At 53.4% G+C, this 13,327-nt stretch carries 12 protein-coding genes; 4 read left to right on the top strand and 8 right to left on the bottom strand.

Features of this window, described 5'->3' with window-relative positions; translation table 11 throughout:
* Positions 1-27: 27 nt before the first annotated feature.
* From rseP to rpsB, 8 genes are all read right to left on the bottom strand, one after another.
* Positions 28-1,380, bottom strand: a complete 1,353-nt coding sequence (gene rseP, locus ABLV75_RS21370) for a sigma E protease regulator RseP (RefSeq protein ID WP_004107932.1) — start codon at positions 1,378-1,380, stop codon at positions 28-30.
* 11 nt (positions 1,381-1,391) lie between these two features.
* Positions 1,392-2,249, bottom strand: a complete 858-nt coding sequence (cdsA, locus tag ABLV75_RS21365; RefSeq protein WP_004107933.1) for a phosphatidate cytidylyltransferase — start codon at positions 2,247-2,249, stop codon at positions 1,392-1,394.
* 12 nt (positions 2,250-2,261) lie between these two features.
* Positions 2,262-3,020: a (2E,6E)-farnesyl-diphosphate-specific ditrans,polycis-undecaprenyl-diphosphate synthase gene (gene ispU, locus ABLV75_RS21360; RefSeq protein ID WP_004107935.1), complete on the bottom strand. Its 759-nt coding sequence runs from the start codon at positions 3,018-3,020 to the stop codon at positions 2,262-2,264.
* A 242-nt stretch (positions 3,021-3,262) separates the two neighbouring features.
* On the bottom strand, positions 3,263-4,462 hold the full coding sequence (ispC, locus tag ABLV75_RS21355; protein WP_004107937.1) for a 1-deoxy-D-xylulose-5-phosphate reductoisomerase: 1,200 nt from the start codon (positions 4,460-4,462) through the stop codon (positions 3,263-3,265).
* A 225-nt stretch (positions 4,463-4,687) separates the two neighbouring features.
* Complete coding sequence (gene frr, locus ABLV75_RS21350; RefSeq protein ID WP_004107940.1) at positions 4,688-5,245, bottom strand: ribosome recycling factor; 558 nt, start codon at positions 5,243-5,245, stop codon at positions 4,688-4,690.
* A 206-nt stretch (positions 5,246-5,451) separates the two neighbouring features.
* Positions 5,452-6,177 carry a UMP kinase gene (gene pyrH, locus ABLV75_RS21345; protein WP_004098747.1) on the bottom strand — a complete coding sequence of 242 codons (726 nt, stop codon included), beginning with the start codon at positions 6,175-6,177 and terminating at the stop codon, positions 5,452-5,454.
* Between the two features lie 146 nt (positions 6,178-6,323).
* The gene (gene tsf / locus ABLV75_RS21340; RefSeq protein WP_004098746.1) at positions 6,324-7,175 is read right to left on the bottom strand and encodes a translation elongation factor Ts; all 852 of its coding nucleotides are present in this window, start codon (positions 7,173-7,175) and stop codon (positions 6,324-6,326) included.
* 119 nt (positions 7,176-7,294) lie between these two features.
* Positions 7,295-8,020 carry a 30S ribosomal protein S2 gene (gene rpsB / locus ABLV75_RS21335; protein ID WP_003856207.1) on the bottom strand — a complete coding sequence of 242 codons (726 nt, stop codon included), beginning with the start codon at positions 8,018-8,020 and terminating at the stop codon, positions 7,295-7,297.
* Between the two features lie 323 nt (positions 8,021-8,343).
* On the opposite strand from rpsB, the gene map reads away from it, so the two are divergent.
* From map to ABLV75_RS21315, 4 genes are all read left to right on the top strand, one after another.
* The gene (map, locus tag ABLV75_RS21330) at positions 8,344-9,138 is read left to right on the top strand and encodes a type I methionyl aminopeptidase (RefSeq protein WP_004107944.1); all 795 of its coding nucleotides are present in this window, start codon (positions 8,344-8,346) and stop codon (positions 9,136-9,138) included.
* A 119-nt stretch (positions 9,139-9,257) separates the two neighbouring features.
* Positions 9,258-11,921 carry a bifunctional uridylyltransferase/uridylyl-removing protein GlnD gene (glnD, locus tag ABLV75_RS21325; protein WP_004107946.1) on the top strand — a complete coding sequence of 888 codons (2,664 nt, stop codon included), beginning with the start codon at positions 9,258-9,260 and terminating at the stop codon, positions 11,919-11,921.
* Between the two features lie 33 nt (positions 11,922-11,954).
* Positions 11,955-12,779: a 2,3,4,5-tetrahydropyridine-2,6-dicarboxylate N-succinyltransferase gene (gene dapD, locus ABLV75_RS21320; protein ID WP_004107948.1), complete on the top strand. Its 825-nt coding sequence runs from the start codon at positions 11,955-11,957 to the stop codon at positions 12,777-12,779.
* Between the two features lie 107 nt (positions 12,780-12,886).
* The gene (locus tag ABLV75_RS21315; protein ID WP_004098742.1) at positions 12,887-13,276 is read left to right on the top strand and encodes a DUF3461 family protein; all 390 of its coding nucleotides are present in this window, start codon (positions 12,887-12,889) and stop codon (positions 13,274-13,276) included.
* Positions 13,277-13,327: the final 51 nt, after the last annotated feature.

Below are 13,327 nucleotides of genomic sequence, written 5' to 3'. Positions count from 1 at the left end.
ATTATGCGTTCTTCCTAACAAACTCTCTTACAACCGAGAGAAATCATTGAAAAGTGCAAGCCCCATTAACAGCACCAGCAATATTGAGCCAATGCGATAACTAAAGTCTTGAACTCGCTCGGATACCGGTCCGCCTTTCAGCTTTTCAATCGCCAAAAACAGCAGATGTCCCCCGTCAAGAACGGGAAGCGGGAACAGGTTGATTATTCCGAGGTTCACGCTGATGAGCGCAAGAAACATCAGATAATAAATCAGCCCAAACTCCGCTGACATCCCAGCCCCCTGGGCGATAGAAATCGGCCCGCTGAGGTTGTTCAGTTTGACATCACCGGTTATCAATTTGCCCAGCATCTTGACCGTTAACGACATCAGCTGCCAGGTTTTATCCGTGGCTTCAGCGATGGCGGCAAACGGCCCGTACTGACGCACTGTCTTATATTCATCAGGCAGCGGGATGACCTTAGGTACGACCCCTGCAAACCCCTCAGCTTTACCTTTGGTAGACTTCGTATCCGGCGTCAAGGTTACCGACAGGGGGCTACCCTGCCGCTCGATGTCCAGAACTAACGCCTTACCCGGATTATCACGCACCAGATTAACAAACGTCATCCACTGCGTTAACGGTTGACCATCGACTTTAACGATCCTGTCGCCCGCTTGCAAACCCGCCTTCTGCGCCGCCGAGTTAGATTGTACTTCAGCCAGAACGGTATCAATCTGCGCGCTGCGGGGCTGAATGCCTAACGAAGCAACCGGATCTTGTTTATCCGGCTCAAACGCCCAACGCTGCAGATCGAGGATTTTATCCTGGCGTTGATTGGTCCCGAAAGGGGCGACGGTAACTATTGTTTGCCGATCGCCAATCTTTGCCACCAGCGCCATACGTACTGCATCCCAATCAGGCGTTTCGATGCCATCTATCGCTTTAAGTTCCATTCCTTTTGCAATTTGTGCTTGCGCGGCAATAGAGTCAGGAGCGATATCGGCAACGACTGGTCGCACGCCGGGAACACCGATGATAAAGACCAGCCACCAGGCAAAAATGGCAAAAAGGAAGTTGGCAATCGGCCCTGCGGCAATTACCGCGGCACGCTGACCCACGGTTTTGTTGTTGAACGCGCAGTGGCGCATCTCGGGCGCCACCGGCTCAACGCGCTCATCGAGCATTTTGACATAACCGCCCAATGGGATAAGGGCGATAATAAATTCCGTTCCCTGCTTATCAAAACGGCGCCACAGCGCTTTGCCAAAGCCAATAGAAAAACGCTCAACGCGGATACCGCAGCGGCGAGCTACCCAGAAATGGCCAAATTCATGGACGGTGATCAGCACGCCCAACGCAATAATAAAAGCAGCCAAATTCCAGAGAACGCTCAGCATAAAACCTTCCGTCAAATCGTCCTGAAAACCAACAAGAGTAGACAAGCAAACACAGGTACCGCAGCCGTCAGGCTATCGATACGATCGAGGATACCGCCGTGTCCGGGAATCAGATTTCCGCTATCTTTGATGCCAGCTTCGCGTTTAAACATGCTTTCGGTCAGATCGCCCAGTACCGAGGCCAGGGCCGCCACAACCGAACACACCAGCAGGACCGTCGGCGTCACGTCCAGATGGGCCCACCAGCCGTAAGCCCAGGAGATAACCGCAGCCGTTAACAGCCCGCCGAAAAAACCCTGCCAGGTTTTACCCGGAGAAACCTTCGGCGCCAGCTTATGCTTACCGAACATTTTCCCGAACATATAGGCGCCGGAATCAGCGCCCCAGACCAGAATCATCACGTAAAGTAACCACAGCGCACCGCTGTAATGATCGTCGGCGTAATGCCACGCTCGCAGCGCCAGCATGCCCCAAAAAAACGGGACAATGGTCAGGATGCCGAATATCAGACGGAGCGTTTTTGAATTGCGCCAGAAGGCCGCAGAAGCGGGGTAAGTCAGAACCAGAAGCAGCGCGACTATCCACCAGCCGAATGATGCCCACAGCGCTCCCTCAACCAGCGGTTGATGAACGTCATAATGGTATTCCGGCATCAGGAATAGCATCAGCGCCAGCAGCAGACCGCAAAGCACCGACAGCCAGACTCGCTGCGTCGTTGAAGTGAAACCGCTAAATTGCCCCCACTCCCACGCGGCGAGCATACAGACTACCAGCGTGACGATGGCAAAGCCCGCAGGCGGCAATAGAAAAAGCGCCGCAATAACGACGGGGATTAAGACGAAAGCAGAAATCAGGCGATACTTCAGCAAAAGTGACCCCCATCAGGCATTGCTGCCACCCGGCTCAGTGCCGCCGAAACGACGCTCTCGATTAACAAAGGCATGGAGTGCACCTTCAAAGTCCTGTTCAGCGAAATCGGGCCAAAGAACATCCGTAAAGTAAAGTTCGGCATAGGCAATTTGCCAAATCAAAAAGTTACTAATGCGGTGCTCTCCCCCGGTCCTAATAACTAAATCTACGGGAGCCAGTTCATGCATGCACACCTGCTGGCTCAGCATCTCTTCCGTGATTTGTTCGGGCTGGAGTAACCCGTCTTGTACCTGTTTGGCCAGATGACGAACGCCCTGAACGATATCCCAGCGGCCGCCGTAATTGGCGGCAATGTTCAGAGTCAAACCGGTGTTGTTCTCAGTAAGCGCTTCCGCTTTGCGAATACGTTCCTGTAAACGCGCATTGAATCGCGTGGTCTCGCCGATGATACGCAGGCGCACATTGTGCCTGTGCAGACTTTTTACTTCGCTATCCAGTGCCCAGACAAACAGCTCCATCAGCGCGCTGACTTCCTGCGCCGGGCGATTCCAGTTTTCACTGCTGAACGCGTATAACGTCAACGCTTCAATACCATTATTAGCCGCGAATGAGACGGCGCGACGAACAGACTTCGCGCCGGCTTTATGGCCAAAGGCGCGGATTTTTCCTTGCCGTTTAGCCCAGCGACCGTTGCCGTCCATAATAATGGCGACATGACGACAGCCATGCGCAGGCAACATTTCGCTGACAGTTTGATTAGCAGACAACATAACGCGTTTTAAGTCCATAATAAGGATTAGCTAAGCTACTAAACACGGGCCACCGGTCAGCGCTGGATACGCATTTTTATCCGGTGCCGGAGCTACGGCCAATCGCAGAGAACAACCAAAAGCTTTACGCAAAAAAGCCGTGTCTTGCCACGGCCACCGTAATCTTTCACACCAAAATGCAACGATCGGATGGCGCAGACTATATCACCGAAGCCATGCGCCCACAAATATCACAACGAGTATCAGAATTTGCGCTGCGCCGCTAGCAGCCGACCTGCGCTTGCTCGGGCCATAGCGTCAATAGCCAGTACTTCATCAATACTTTGCGGTTCATTTAGCGTCTGTTGATCCAAGACCGACTGATTGATTGCCGCAATATCGGTAAAGCGAATATCACCGTTGAGGAATGCCGCGACCGAGACTTCGTTTGCCGCATTCAGCGCGGTTGTCGCCGCCTGCCCCACATCAAACGCGTCCATTGCCAGCTTCAGGCAGGGATAACGCGCATAGTCCGGCGCGGAGAAGCTCAGGTTGCTCAGTTGACAAAAATCCAACGGTTTTGCTCCTGAGTTGAGACGCTTTGGCCAGCCCATCGTATGGGCAATCGGCGTCCGCATATCCGGCTCGCCGAGCTGCGCCAGCACGCTCCCATCCTGATAGCGCACCATCGAATGAATCACCGATTGCGGATGAATCAGAACTTCCATCTGCTGCGCAGATGCATTAAACAACCAGCGGGCTTCGATATACTCCAGCCCCTTGTTCATCATGGTGGCGGAGTCGACAGAAATCTTGCGCCCCATGGACCAGTTTGGATGCTTACATGCCCGATCGGGGGTCATCACCGCCAGTTCCGAAATCGCCGTTTCGCGGAAAGGACCACCGGAGCCCGTTAGCAGAATCGACGACACGCCGTTTTGGGTTAAATCAGCGTACCCCAGATCCTGTTGAACTGTTTCCGGCATACTCTGAAAAATCGCATTGTGCTCGCTATCTACCGGTAACAAACGCGCTCCGTATCTCTGCACGGCCTCCATAAACAGACGGCCGCAGGTCACCAGCGACTCTTTGTTCGCCAGCAACACCGTTTTACTCGCGCGAATAGCTGAAAGCGTCGGTACCAGGCCCGCTGCGCCGACAATCGCCGCCATGACCTGGTCAACGTCGTCGAGCGCTGCCACTTCCGCGGCAGCCTGCTGGCCGCTCATGACCTCAGTCCGGCTACCCTGCTCGCGCAGTTTTGACCGCAGCAGTTCAGCGCTGCGCGCATCATCCATTACCGCGTAACGAGGGGAGAATTCCAGACATTGTTCAACCATACGGTCGACATTTTTCCCGGCGACCAGCGCAGTGACAGAAAAACTATCTGGATTATGGCGCACCACGTCCAGCGTGCTGCAGCCGATAGAACCGGTCGAACCGAGAACGGTTAATTGCTTCATGAGGCGTCCAGAAAAGGTAGACAGGATTAAAAGCAAAACGCCGCCAGCAAACCCTTGTGCATCAATGATCGGATGGCAGAGCGGAGGCGCAGCGCCTTTGACATGGTGCCAAAGGCTACAAGGCCAGCCGTCTGAACGCAATCCCGAAAATTGAGCGTACGGTCTCCTGTACGGCGTTTCAGATTTTACGCAGGTCGATAGTCAGACCCGCGTGTCGGCAGAGAATCAGAACTGCATCAGTTCCGCTTCTTTATCCGCCAGCGCCGCATCGACTTTTTTGATAGCAGCATCAGTCATTTTCTGCACATCTTCCTGAGAACGGCGATCGTCATCTTCGCTGATCTCTTTCTCTTTCAGCAGTGCTTTTACTTTGTCGTTGGCATCGCGACGAACGTTACGTACGGCAACGCGCGCCTGTTCAGCTTCACCACGCACGATTTTGGTCAGATCTTTACGACGTTCTTCGGTCAGCGGCGGCAGCGGAACGCGGATATCGCTTCCCGCGGAGCTTGGGTTCAGACCGAGGTCGGAAGCCATAATCGCTTTTTCAACGGCCGGGCTCATGGAGCGATCGAAAACGTTGATCTTCAGCGTGCGGGAGTCTTCTACCGTTACGCTAGCCAGCTGGCGCAGCGGGGTCGGCGTGCCGTAGTATTCCACGATAATGCCATCCAGCAGGCTGGGAGAAGCACGACCCGTGCGTATTTTGCTGATTTGGGTTTTGAACGCTTCGACGCATTTCTCCATGCGTACTTCAGCATCTTTTCTGATATCGCTAATCACGTTACGAATCCTTGAAAACTTGTCTCAGACAGACCAGACGGTCGCCCACTGCAAAAGTGAGCTAAGTATAGTCATGTTTATGCTCAGCGTCCTTCAGGCTGAGGAATCAGCCGCAGCATTCCGTCCACCGAGCATGTTGAAAACCATCGGGTCAAAAACCCGAAAAAGTAAGGCCGAATATTACCCGTATTTGGCGCCGACGGGAATTACTCCGTAATTAATGTGCCTTCTTTTTCGCCCATCACCACGCGACGCAGCGCGCCAGGCTTATTCATATTGAATACGCGAATCGGCAATTTGTGGTCGCGGGCCAGGGTAAAGGCAGCAAGATCCATCACTTTCAGCTCTTTATCCAGCACTTCGCTGTAGGTCAGCTGATCGTACATGGTTGCAGAAGGATCCTTGGCCGGATCGGCGGTAAAGACCCCGTCGACTTTGGTCGCTTTCAGCACCACATCGGCTTCAATTTCAATACCGCGCAGGCAGGCAGCGGAATCGGTAGTAAAGAATGGGTTACCGGTACCCGCGGAAAGAATCACTACGCGGTTGTTACGCAGCAGGCTAATTGCTTCTGCCCAGCTGTAGTTATCACACACGCCGTTCAGCGGAATCGCTGACATCAGGCGGGCGTTCACATAGGCGCGATGAAGTGCATCACGCATTGCAAGGCCGTTCATGACCGTTGCCAGCATGCCCATGTGGTCGCCCACAACGCGGTTCATACCTGCTTTCGCCAGACCAGCACCACGGAAAAGGTTACCGCCACCAATCACTACGCCAACCTGAATACCCAGCTCAACCAGTTCTTTAATTTCCTGAGCCATGCGGTCAAGTATGCTCGCATCAATACCGAAGCCTTCTGAGCCTTGCAGAGCTTCGCCACTTAACTTAAGCAGAATACGTTTGTAGACGGGTTTTGCATTGGTAGCCATGTTTCTTTCCTGAGACTGTCAACGAATGAGATGAGTTAATTCCGGCGACATTGTACGTCGCTTTTCAGCGTGCCCACTATAGCGGTTGGCTGAATTTACACATTAGGCGCAAAAAGAAGCCGCCCTCAGGCGGCTCCTTTTGAAAATTAAGACTGCTTGGACATCGCAGCAACTTCTGCTGCAAAGTCAGTCTCAACTTTCTCAATGCCTTCGCCCACTTCAAAGCGGATGAAGCCAGTCACGTCAGCGTTATGCTCTTTCAGCAGCTGAGCAACAGATTTGCTCGGATCCATAACGAACGGCTGACCGGTCAGAGAAACTTCGCCGGTGAATTTCTTCATGCGGCCTTCAACCATTTTCTCTGCGATTTCTTTCGGCTTGCCAGACTGCATGGCGATATCCAGCTGAACCTGGTACTCTTTTTCTACCACTTCAGCGGAAACGTCTTCCGGCTTAACGAATTCAGGCTTGCTTGCAGCGATGTGCATAGCCAGCTGTTTAACCAGCTCTTCGCTCGCGCCTTTAGCAGCAACCAGAACACCGATACGCGCGCCGTGCTGGTAAGAACCCAGTACTTCGCCTTCCAGGGAAGACACGCGACGGATGTTGATGTTCTCACCGATTTTAGCAACCAGCGCAACGCGTTCTTCTTCGAACTGTGCTTTCAGAACTTCAACGTCGGTGATTTTGCCAGCAACTGCAGCATCCAGAACTTTGTTAGCAAATGCCTGGAAGCCACCATCTTTAGCAACGAAGTCAGTCTGGCAGTTAACTTCCAGAATGATGCCGTAGGTGCCATCGATTTTGGTAATGATGACGCCGTCAGCTGCAACGTTGCCTGCTTTTTTCGCTGCTTTAATAGCACCGGATTTACGCATGTTTTCGATTGCCAGCTCGATGTCGCCGTTCGCTTCAGTCAGCGCTTTTTTGCAATCCATCATGCCTGCGCCAGTACGCTCGCGCAGCTCTTTTACCAGGGATGCGGTAATTTCAGCCATTCTTTAATCCTCGGGAGATGTGATCTGCCCGGTTCCAGGAACCAGACAGATTTGAAAGTGAAAAAGGGGCCGCTAAGAGGCCCCTATTTATACACGGTACTAAATAAGGGTATGCCTTATTATTCAGCTTCTACGAAGCTTTCTTCCGCCTGAGAAGCCAGATCCTGAGAACGGCCTTCACGAACGGTAGCAGCAACAGCGCTCAGGTACAGGCTAACTGCACGGATTGCGTCGTCGTTACCCGGGATAACGAAGTCAACGCCGTCCGGATCGGAGTTAGTATCAACGATAGCAAATACCGGAATACCCAGGTTGTTTGCTTCTTTGATTGCGATGTGCTCGTGGTCAGCGTCGATAACGAACAGCGCGTCCGGCAGGCCGCCCATGTCTTTGATACCGCCCAGGCTGTTTTCCAGCTTGTCCAGCTCACGAGTGCGCATCAGCGCTTCTTTCTTGGTCAGCTTGTCGAAAGTACCGTCCTGGGACTGAGTTTCCAGGTCTTTCAGACGTTTGATAGACTGACGAACGGTTTTCCAGTTAGTCAGCATACCGCCCAGCCAGCGATGGTTCACGAAGAACTGGTCGCAGCTGTTAGCAGCGTCTTTTACCGCTTCGCTTGCAGCGCGCTTAGTACCAACGAAAAGGATTTTACCTTTGCGAGAAGAGATCTTGTTCAGTTCAGCCAGCGCTTCGTTGAACATCGGTACAGTTTTCTCAAGGTTGATGATGTGAACTTTGTTACGCGCGCCGAAGATGAAAGGCTTCATTTTCGGGTTCCAGTAACGGGTCTGGTGACCAAAGTGAACACCAGCCTTGAGCATGTCGCGCATGGAAACAGTTGCCATGTTTAAAACCTCTATAGATAAAAGTTGGGGTTATGCCTCCACGTATCCCATATTACCGACCCCAAAGGGCACCCCGGAATATGTGCCGATACGTGTGTGTTGTTACACAAAGTGAGATTTGTCGCTTCAGTCCATCTTGTGTATCTGAGAATGGAACAGAAGTCCGGCGCGCTTTATATCACAAAACAGGACCGGACACCAACTGTTGTTGACGTCGCGTGCTGTTAATGATTCTCAATTTGGCAGCAGGACGCCCGGACTGTTAACATTGCTCAGACATAATCTATTATTGTCGAAAAAATCGACACTGCTGGACACAATCCATGGCTATTTCTATCAAGACATCTGAAGACATCGAAAAAATGCGCGTTGCCGGCCGCCTGGCCGCTGAAGTGCTGGAAATGATCGAGCCTTACGTGAAACCGGGCGTCAGCACCGGCGAACTGGACCGCATCTGCAACGATTACATCGTTAACGAGCAAAAAGCCGTTTCTGCCTGCCTGGGCTATCACGGTTTTCCCAAATCCGTCTGCATCTCTATTAATGAAGTGGTGTGCCACGGGATCCCGGACGACGGCAAGCTGCTGAAAGATGGCGATATCGTCAACATTGACGTCACCGTCATTAAAGATGATTTCCACGGCGATACGTCAAAGATGTTTATCGTCGGCAAGCCGACTATTCTTGGCGAGCGCCTGTGCCGCATTACCCAGGAAAGCCTCTATCTGGCCCTCAAAATGGTCAAACCGGGAATCAATCTGCGCACCATCGGCGCAGCTATTCAGAAATACGTTGAAGCCGAAGGTTTCTCCGTGGTGCGCGAGTATTGCGGACACGGTATCGGCCGCGGTTTTCATGAAGAGCCGCAGGTGTTGCACTACGATTCTCCGGAAACCAACGTGGTGCTCAAGCCAGGCATGACCTTTACCATTGAGCCGATGGTCAACGCCGGCAAAAAAGAGATCCGCAGCATGAAAGACGGCTGGACGGTAAAAACCAAAGACCGGAGCTTGTCTGCGCAGTATGAGCATACTATTGTGGTGACAGACAACGGCTGTGAAATACTGACGTTACGCAAGGATGACACCATCCCGGCGATAATCTCGCACAACGATTGATGAAAAGCCGGCGCCAGCCGGCTTTTTTATGACGAGCACCCTGTGGGCCGCCGCAAGCGACGTTAAAAATCGCTCCCGGCGATTTTTTATGGGCGATAGTTTTTTCTTATGGTGGCGCGATGAGCAACTCTTTATCTGATACTGTCTCCCCTTCCCTGGCCGGACAGCCCGCTAATCCGGGCCGCTGGCCGCAGAGTGATTTCAACTGCGCGGCTATCAAGGCGCATATCGACGCTTTCCAGCGCTGGCTGGGCGAGGCTTTTGACCAGGGCATCGTCGCAGAGAAGTTGATTGAGGCGCGGACCGAATTTATCGATCAGCTGCTCCAGCGGCTGTGGATTGAGTACGGTTTCGGGTCAATTAACGACATCGCGCTGGTCGCCGTCGGCGGTTACGGTCGCGGCGAACTCCACCCGCTGTCAGATATCGATCTGCTTATCCTGAGTCGTAAAAAGCTGCCCGATGAGCAGGCCCAGAAGGTCGGCGAGCTGCTGACGCTGCTGTGGGATATTAAACTGGAAGTTGGCCACAGCGTGCGCACCCTCGAAGAGTGCCTGCTTGAGGGGCTATCAGACCTCAGCGTCGCCACCAACTTGATCGAATCGCGTCTGCTTATAGGCGACGTCGCGCTGTTCCTTGAACTGCAAAAACACATCTTCAGCGACGGCTTCTGGCCATCGGAAAAATTCTTTGCGGCAAAAGTTGAAGAACAGAATGTCCGCCATCAGCGCTATCACGGAACCAGCTATAACCTGGAGCCGGATGTGAAAAGCAGCCCCGGCGGCCTGCGCGATATTCATACTCTGCAGTGGATCGCGCGCCGCCATTTCGGCGCCACCTCGCTTGATGAAATGGTCGGTTTCGGCTTCCTGACCGAAGCCGAGCGCAACGAGCTTAATGAATGCCTGCATCAGCTGTGGCGGATTCGTTTTGCGCTTCATCTTGAGCTCAACCGCTACGATAACCGCCTGCTGTTCGACAGGCAATTCAGCGTCGCCCGTCGCCTGCGCTATGAAGGTGAAGGCAACCAGCCGATCGAACATATGATGAAGGATTTCTTCCGCGTCACTCGTCGGGTCAGCGAGCTGAACCAAATGCTGATCCAGCTGTTTGAAGAAGCGATTCTGGCGCTCACCGAAGATGAGAAACCGCGGCCGATTGATGATGATTTTCAGCTGCGCGGCACGCTTATCGATCTGCGCGACGACACGCTGTTTATCCGCGAACCGCAGGCGATTCTGCGCATGTTCTTTATGATGGTGCGCAACAGCAGCATCACCGGTATCTACTCCACCACGCTTCGCCATCTGCGCCACGCCCGGCGCCATCTGACGCAACCGCTTTGCTATATTCCCGAAGCGCGGACCCTGTTCCTCAGTATGCTGCGCCATCAGGGCGCGGTTAGCCGGGGACTGCTGCCGATGCACCGCCATAGCGTGCTGTGGGCCTATATGCCGCAATGGTCGCATATTGTTGGTCAGATGCAGTTTGACCTGTTTCACGCCTATACCGTCGATGAACACACTATCCGCGTACTGCTCAAGCTGGAGAGCTTCGCCAAAGAAGAGATCCGCAGCCGTCACCCGCTGTGCGTTGAGCTGTGGCCGCGCCTGACGCATCCGGAGCTGATCTTTATCGCCGCCCTCTTCCACGATATCGCCAAAGGGCGCGGCGGCGACCATTCAATTCTCGGCGCGCAGGATGTGTTGAAATTCGCCGAGCTCCACGGTCTTAACTCTCGCGAAACCCAGCTGGTCGCCTGGCTGGTGCGCCATCATCTGCTGATGTCGGTCACCGCCCAGCGCCGTGATATCCAGGATCCGGAAGTGATCAAGCAGTTTGCCGAAGAGGTACAGACGGAGAATCGTCTGCACTATCTGGTCTGCCTGACCGTTGCCGATATCTGCGCCACCAACGAAAACCTGTGGAATAGCTGGAAGCAAAGCCTGCTGCGCGAGCTCTATTTCGCCACCGAAAAGCAGCTGCGCCGGGGAATGCAAAATACGCCGGATATGCGCGAGCGGGTGCGTCATCACCAGCTACAGGCGCTGGCGCTGCTGCGAATGGAAAATATTAATGAACAGGCGCTGCATCAAATATGGAACCGCTGCCGCGCGAACTACTTCGTGCGCCATACGCCAAACCAGCTCGCCTGGCATGCGCGCAATCTGCTGCAGCACGATCTCAGTAAGCCGATGATCCTGCTCAGTTCCCACGCCTCGCGCGGCGGCACCGAGATTTTTATCTGGAGTCCGGACCGCCCTTATCTCTTTGCCGCCGTTTGCGGCGAGCTGGATCGACGTAATCTTAGCGTTCACGATGCGCAGATCTTTACTACCCGCGACGGTATGGCGATGGATACCTTTATTGTTCTTGAGCCGGACGGAAGTCCGCTTTCCGCCGACAGGCACGAAATGATCCGCGTGGGCCTGGAACAGACCATCACCCAGCGCAGCTGGCAACCGCCGGCTCCCCGCCGTCAGGCGGCAAAACTGAGGCATTTCTCCGTCCCAACGGAGGTTAATTTCCTGCCGACGCATACCGACCGCAAATCTTTTCTGGAACTGATTGCTCTCGATCAGCCGGGTCTGTTAGCGCGCGTTGGTCAGGTGTTTGCCGACCTCGGAATTTCGCTCCACGGCGCGCGAATTACGACAATTGGTGAGCGAGTAGAAGATTTATTTATAATCGCCACCGCAGACCGGCGTGCCCTTAATAATGAGCTGCAGCAAGAAGTGCAACAACGGTTGACAGAGGCCCTCAATCCAAACGATAAAGGGTAACGTATTTTTTTAAGTAAATGGAAAGAGTAAACAATGCAGCAATTACAGAACGTTATTGAGTCCGCCTTTGAGCGTCGCGCCGACATCACGCCGGCAAACGTGGATACCGTAACCCGCGAAGCGGTTAACCAGGTGATTTCTCTGCTTGATTCCGGCGCGCTGCGTGTCGCTGAAAAAGTCGACGGCCAGTGGGTCACCCATCAATGGCTGAAGAAAGCGGTTCTGCTCTCTTTCCGTATTAACGATAACCAGGTTATCGATGGTGCGGAGAGCCGCTACTTCGATAAAGTCCCAATGAAGTTCGCGGATTATGATGAAGCGCGCTTCCAGAAAGAAGGCTTCCGCGTCGTTCCGCCAGCGGCCGTTCGCCAGGGGGCGTTTATCGCTCGCAACACGGTTCTGATGCCGTCCTATGTGAACATCGGCGCATACGTTGACGAAGGTACCATGGTTGATACCTGGGCGACCGTCGGCTCCTGCGCGCAGATCGGTAAAAACGTTCACCTGTCCGGCGGCGTCGGCATCGGCGGCGTGCTGGAGCCGCTGCAGGCTAACCCTACTATTATCGAAGATAACTGCTTTATCGGCGCGCGTTCTGAAGTGGTTGAAGGCGTGATCGTTGAAGAGGGTTCCGTGATCTCCATGGGCGTCTATCTCGGCCAGAGCACCAAAATCTACGATCGCGAAACCGGTGAAGTGTTCTACGGCCGCGTGCCGGCAGGCTCCGTTGTCGTCTCCGGCAACCTGCCGTCGAAAGATGGCAAGTACAGCCTGTACTGCGCGGTCATCGTGAAGAAAGTTGATGCCAAAACCCGCGGCAAGGTCGGAATCAACGAACTTCTGCGTACTATCGACTAAGCAGTATAAAAAGCGGGAGGCATCCCGCTTTTTTTATATATTGAGCTGGCGAAGATGGATTTTTTCGTTAATTATTCAAAGATTACGATGATATCAAAGGTACCGTTATGTACGATAATCTGAAAAGTCTTGGTATTACCAATCCTGATGAAATCGATCGCTATAGCCTGCGGCAGGAAGCCAATAACGATATTCTGAAAATCTACTTTCAGAAGGATAAAGGCGAGTTCTTCGCCAAGAGCGTCAAGTTTAAATATCCGCGTCAGCGTAAAACCGTGGTCGCCGACGGCGTGGGCCAGGGCTATAAAGAAGTTCAGGAGATTAGCCCTAACCTACGCTATATCATCGACGAGCTGGATCAAATCTGTCAGCGCGATCGCACCGAAATCGATCTGAAACGTAAGATCCTGGACGACCTGCGTCACCTGGAAAGCGTTGTCACGAATAAGATCAGCGAAATTGAATCCGATCTGGAAAAACTGACGCGAAATAAATAAGCCTGATACGGGCCAGAGTCTGGCCCTGTTTCCCTCTCTTCTCTCACTCAT

The sequence above is a fragment of the Klebsiella sp. CN_Kp066 genome, assembly GCF_040065135.1.
GTDB classification, from domain to species: Bacteria; Pseudomonadota; Gammaproteobacteria; order Enterobacterales; family Enterobacteriaceae; genus Klebsiella; species Klebsiella oxytoca.
This window is presented reverse-complemented; position numbering and strand designations above follow the sequence as displayed.

Excerpts from the sequence above, each read along its gene's own strand:
- ispU (WP_004107935.1), bottom strand. The coding sequence starts at position 3,020 with ATGTTGTCTGCTAATCAAACTGTCAGCGAAATGTTGCCTGCGCATGGC.
- glnD (WP_004107946.1), top strand. The coding sequence starts at position 9,258 with ATGAGCAACTCTTTATCTGATACTGTCTCCCCTTCCCTGGCCGGACAG.
- dapD (WP_004107948.1), top strand. The coding sequence starts at position 11,955 with ATGCAGCAATTACAGAACGTTATTGAGTCCGCCTTTGAGCGTCGCGCC.
- pyrH (WP_004098747.1), bottom strand. The coding sequence starts at position 6,177 with ATGGCTACCAATGCAAAACCCGTCTACAAACGTATTCTGCTTAAGTTA.
- ABLV75_RS21315 (WP_004098742.1), top strand. The coding sequence starts at position 12,887 with ATGTACGATAATCTGAAAAGTCTTGGTATTACCAATCCTGATGAAATC.
- map (WP_004107944.1), top strand. The coding sequence starts at position 8,344 with ATGGCTATTTCTATCAAGACATCTGAAGACATCGAAAAAATGCGCGTT.
- rpsB (WP_003856207.1), bottom strand. The coding sequence starts at position 8,020 with ATGGCAACTGTTTCCATGCGCGACATGCTCAAGGCTGGTGTTCACTTT.
- ispC (WP_004107937.1), bottom strand. The coding sequence starts at position 4,462 with ATGAAGCAATTAACCGTTCTCGGTTCGACCGGTTCTATCGGCTGCAGC.
- tsf (WP_004098746.1), bottom strand. The coding sequence starts at position 7,175 with ATGGCTGAAATTACCGCATCCCTGGTAAAAGAGCTGCGCGAGCGTACT.
- rseP (WP_004107932.1), bottom strand. The coding sequence starts at position 1,380 with ATGCTGAGCGTTCTCTGGAATTTGGCTGCTTTTATTATTGCGTTGGGC.